The organism is Intestinibacillus massiliensis (assembly GCF_900155735.1).
Classification (GTDB): Bacteria; Bacillota; Clostridia; order Oscillospirales; family Butyricicoccaceae; genus Intestinibacillus; species Intestinibacillus massiliensis.
In genome coordinates this window covers 131,773-135,813 of sequence record NZ_LT707054.1, presented here as the reverse complement: position 1 = coordinate 135,813, position 4,041 = coordinate 131,773, and the positions used below count along the sequence as shown (strand labels likewise).

4 protein-coding genes are annotated in these 4,041 nt (G+C 62.7%); all 4 read left to right on the top strand.

From position 1 onward, the window contains the following. On the top strand, nucleotides 1-683 hold a 683-nt coding region (locus CZ203_RS04535; protein WP_328588147.1), incomplete at its 5' end, for an oxidoreductase. 216 nt (nucleotides 684-899) lie between these two features. Beyond that, complete coding sequence (locus CZ203_RS04530; protein ID WP_087064984.1) at nucleotides 900-2,414, top strand: IMP dehydrogenase; 1,515 nt, start codon at nucleotides 900-902, stop codon at nucleotides 2,412-2,414. Nucleotides 2,415-2,530: 116 nt separating this feature from the next. After that, nucleotides 2,531-3,781, top strand: a complete 1,251-nt coding sequence (locus tag CZ203_RS04525; protein ID WP_087064992.1) for a chloride channel protein — start codon at nucleotides 2,531-2,533, stop codon at nucleotides 3,779-3,781. 10 nt (nucleotides 3,782-3,791) lie between these two features. Next, nucleotides 3,792-4,041: thiamine phosphate synthase (locus tag CZ203_RS04520; RefSeq protein WP_200809427.1), on the top strand; the 250-nt coding region annotated here is incomplete at its 3' end.

The window sequence follows — 4,041 nt, the reverse complement described above, 5'->3', positions numbered from 1 at the left end:
CGGTAGAGGTGGCGCCGGGCGTGATGCCGCGCGCATTGACGGCCGAAGAAATTGCGCAGGTCGAGGACGATTTTGCAGCGGCGGCGCTTCGCGCGAAGCAGGCTGGGTTCGACGGCGTGCAGGTGCACTGCGCGCACGGCTACCTGTTCTCCCAGTTCATCGACCCCGCGCACAATAAGCGCGCCGATGCGTATGGCGGCAGCGTGGAGAACCGCTTCCGCATCGTGGAGGAAACGCTCCGCAAGGTCAAGGACGCGGTTGGCGGGACGTTCCCGGTCTTTATTAAAATCCATTGCAACGCCGTGGAAGGCGACGCGCAGTTTGCATCCGACCTTGTGTATATGCTGAAGGCCGCGGCGGCGCTCGGCGTGGAAGCGGCCGAGATCAGCGGCTTCGACTTCGCCAAGCAGCCCCGGGACAAGCGCCTTTATTATATGGAACGCGCCCGCCGCGCCCGCGAGGCGTCCGGCCTGCCCGTAATCCTGGTCGGCGGCATCCGCACGCTGGCGGAAATGGACGAGGTGCTGGAGGGCGGCCTGGACATGGTTTCGCTCAGCCGCCCGTTCGTCTGCCAGCCGGATATCCTCAAGCGCCTGCAGGCGGGGGAAAGCTCCAAATGCATCGGCTGCTTTGGCTGTTTCTCGTGCTACCAGAAGACCGGGAAACGCTGCGTGCTGCATTGACGGCGGCTGTTTTTACCGCTTTATCAGGGCGGTGCGCGTGTTGCATAGGAATAACGCGCAAATAACGCGCAATTTCTGTCACAACGGCGGTTTACTTTAGTATGCAATTGGGCTATAATCAAATGTACTATATATATGTCAGATATACTGTATGTTGTGGCAGTGAATCAGGCCGTCCGGCGGGACGGCGCGTACGAGAAAAGGAGTAGATAGAAAATGGCGTTTTATTTTGAGGAACCGTCCCGTACTTTTAGCGAATACCTGCTGGTCCCGGGGTATTCTTCCGTCGACTGCATTCCGGCGAATGTCAGCCTGCGCACCCCGATCGTAAAGTTCAAGAAAGGGCAGGAGGAATCTCCCCTGAACGCGAATATCCCGCTGGTATCTGCAATTATGCAGTCGGTTTCCGATGATAAAATGGCAATCGCCCTTGCCAAGGAGGGCGGCATCTCCTTTATTTACGGTTCCCAGTCCATCGAGGGCGAGGCGGCCATGGTCGCACGCGTCAAGAGCTACAAGGCGGGCTTTATCGTATCCGATTCCAACGTCCGCCCGGAGCAGACCCTTGCGGACGTGCTCGCGCTCAAGGAAGGCAGCGGCCATTCCACCATGGCCGTCACCGACGACGGCACGGCCAACGGCAAGCTGCTCGGCATCGTGACGAGCCGCGATTACCGCGTTTCCCGTATGGATAAGTCCACCCGGGTCTCCGAGTTCATGACCCCGTTCGACAAGCTGATCACCGCCCCGGCGGATACGACGCTCAAGGTCGCAAACGACATCATCTGGGATCACAAGCTGAACGCCCTGCCGCTGGTGGACGACAACCAGCACCTCGTTTACATGGTGTTCCGCAAGGACTACGATTCCCACAAGGCCGCCCCGCAGGAACTGCTGGATGCGCATAAGCGCTATATCGTCGGCGCGGGCATCAACACGCGCGACTATGCAGAGCGCGTCCCGGCGCTCGTCGAGGCCGGTGCGGACGTGCTGTGCATCGACTCTTCCGAGGGCTTTACCGAGTGGCAGAAGCGCGTCATCGACTGGATCCGCGCGAAGTACGGCGAGACCGTCAAGGTCGGCGCGGGCAACGTCGTCGACCGCGAAGGCTTCCGCTTCCTCGCGGAGGCGGGCGCGGACTTTGTCAAGGTCGGCATCGGCGGCGGCTCCATCTGCATCACCCGTGAGCAGAAGGGCATCGGCCGCGGCCAGGCGACCGCGCTGATCGACGTATGCCGCGCGCGCGACGAATATTTTGCGGAGACCGGCGTCTACGTCCCGATCTGCTCGGACGGCGGCATCGTACACGATTACCATGTGACGCTGGCGCTCGCAATGGGCGCGGACTTCCTGATGCTCGGCCGCTACTTTGCGCGTTTCGATGAATCCCCGACGAACAAGGTCAACGTAAACGGCAGCTATATGAAGGAGTACTGGGGCGAAGGTTCCGCCCGTGCCCGCAACTGGCAGCGGTACGACCTCGGCGGCGACAAGAAGCTGTCCTTTGAGGAGGGCGTCGACTCCTATGTCCCCTATGCGGGCAGCCTGCAGGACAACGTCAATATCACACTGAGCAAGGTGCGTTCCACGATGTGCAACTGCGGCGCGGTGACGATCCCGGAACTCCAGCAGAAGGCGAAGATCACGCTGGTTTCCGCGACCTCGATCGTAGAGGGCGGCGCGCATGACGTGCAGCTGAAGGAAACGTCCGTCAGCTCGGTCAATAAGTAAGTTCTCAATGTCCCGCGGCTGCCATACCGCGGGGCATTTTTTGCGGGGGAGGGGGAAACTTCGTGATACGGCAGAACGAGCCGAAGTGGATCAAACATATCCGCTGGCGGCAGTACCTGCGTAAATGGCGCGTGTTCCTGCTGCAGCAGGGCAGGGCGCTCGTCAAATGGTTTGTGTTTTCCTGCGTGATCGGCCTGGTGGTCGGCGTGGCGGGCGCGGCGTTCCACCACACGGTCGAGTATGCCACCGCGCTGCGCGGGGAGCACGGCTGGCTGCTGTTTACGCTGCCGCTGGCCGGCCTTTTGATCGTGTCCCTGTACCGCCTGTGCGGCATGGAGCGCGACCGCGGCACAAACTTCGTCCTCATCGCGGTGCGGGAAAACGAGCCGATGCGGCTGCTGACCGCGCCGCTCATTTTCGTCAGCACGGCGCTCAGCCACCTGGCGGGCGGCTCGACCGGCCGCGAAGGCGCCGCGCTGCAGCTGGGCGGCGCGCTCTCCTGCAAGATCGGGCGGCTGATGCACCTGGACGAAAAGGACGCGCGCATCGTCACGATGTGCGGCATGGCGGCGGGCTTTTCCGCGCTGTTCGGCACGCCGCTCGCCGCGGCGGTGTTCGCGATGGAGGTCGTGAGCGTCGGCGTGATGTATTACGCGGCAATCTTCCCCTGTGTGTTCGGCGCGCTGCTTGCGCACCGGGTCGCCCTGCACCTGGGCAGCGAGGCGCCCGCCTACGAGCTGCTGAACGTCCCCGCGCCCGCGCTCCCGACGCTGCTGCGCGTGCTTGCGCTCGGCTGCCTGTGCGCGCTGCTTGCGATCGTATTCTGCTGGGCGCTCAAGATGGGCGCGAAGCTTTATACTACATATTTCAAATCGCCGTACGTACGGATTGCCGTGGGCGGCGTGCTCGTCGTGTTGGTGACGCTGCTGACCGGCACGCGCGACTATAACGGCGCGGGTATGGACGTCATCGCCCGCGCCATCGGCGGCCAGGCGCACCCGGTGGCTTTTGCGCTCAAAATCCTGTTGACGGCGCTGACGCTGGGCGCGGGCTATAAGGGCGGCGAGATTGTCCCCGTCTTTTTCACCGGCGCGACATTCGGCTGCGTGATGGGCGGCCTGCTCGGGCTGCCGCCGTCCTTCGGCGCGGCGCTCGGCATGATGGCGGCGTTTTGCGGTGTGACCAACTGCCCGCTGACCAGCGTGATCCTCGCGTACGAGCTTTTCGGCGGCGCGGGTCTGCCGCTGTTTGGGCTGGTCTGCGCGGTTTCCTATATGCTGTCGGGCTATTCCGGCCTGTACAGCGAGCAGAAGATTATGTACAGTAAGCTGCGGCCGGAGTTCATTGGCCGCAAGACCAGACATTGAGGGGTTATTTATGGAGCGGAAACAATATCGCCTGTATATTATCACGGATCGCACCTGGCTGGACGGCCGCACGCTCGAGGAGGATACCGAACGCGCGCTGCGCGGCGGTGCGACGCTGGTGCAGATCCGCGAAAAGGGCGTGGACGAGGAAACCTATATTGCGCGCGCGCGGTCGATTAAGGCCGTGTGCGACCGGTACAGCGTGCCGCTGATCATCAACGACAACGCGGCGGTCGCAGCGGCCGTAGGCGCGGCGGGGG

Bases quoted from the DNA above. Each gene is read 5' to 3' on its own strand.
- CZ203_RS04530 (WP_087064984.1), top strand. From the start codon at position 900: ATGGCGTTTTATTTTGAGGAACCGTCCCGTACTTTTAGCGAATACCTG.